This is a genomic window from Terrisporobacter mayombei, assembly GCF_020748465.1.
Classification (GTDB): domain Bacteria; phylum Bacillota; class Clostridia; order Peptostreptococcales; family Peptostreptococcaceae; genus Terrisporobacter; species Terrisporobacter mayombei.
The window spans coordinates 1-641 of record NZ_JAHZMP010000048.1; the positions used below are offsets into that span (position 1 = coordinate 1).

Annotated in this window: 1 protein-coding gene; it reads right to left on the bottom strand. The window is 59.3% G+C overall.

Annotated elements, in window-relative coordinates; translation table 11 throughout:
* Positions 1–641, bottom strand: a 641-nt coding sequence (locus K0039_RS24740; protein WP_228106773.1) for an efflux RND transporter permease subunit, incomplete at both ends; no start/stop codon positions are given.

Consider the following 641-nt stretch of genomic DNA (forward strand, 5'->3'; position numbering starts at 1 on the left):
ATGCTGTCGGCGGTGGAGATAATGTTAGCACCGGGCTGGCGCTGAACATTCATCACAATGGCCTGTTCTTTGTTCGCCCACGCGCCGAGCCAGCTGTTTTCTGCACCTTGCTCTACAGTTGCGACATCGCCCAGACGAATTGGCGCGCCGTTCTGGTAGGCGATGATTAGCTGGCGATACTCTTCGGCGGATTGCATCTGGTCGTTCGCGGAAAGCGTGACCGCACGGGAAGGGCCGTCGAGGCTACCTTTTGCCGAGTTAACGTTAGCGCCGGTAATGGCGGTGCGCACGGTTTCGCTGGTCAGGCCGAGGGCGGCAATCGCCTGAGCGTTAAGTTTGACGCGAACAGCCGGACGCTGACCGCCGGAAAGCGTCACCAGGCCGACGCCGGAAATCTGCGAGATTTTCTGCGCGACGCGGGTTTCCACCATATCTTCCACTTGCGTCATCGGCATGGCGGTTGAGGTGACGGCGAGCGTCATGATCGGCGGATCTGCCGGGTTCACTTTGCTGTAAACCGGCGGGTTAGGCAGATCGCTCGGCAACAAGTTGGTCGCAGCGTTAATCGCGGCCTGCACTTCCTGCTCGGCGACATCGAGCGGTAATGTTAGCTGGAACTGCAAAGTGATAACTGACGCACC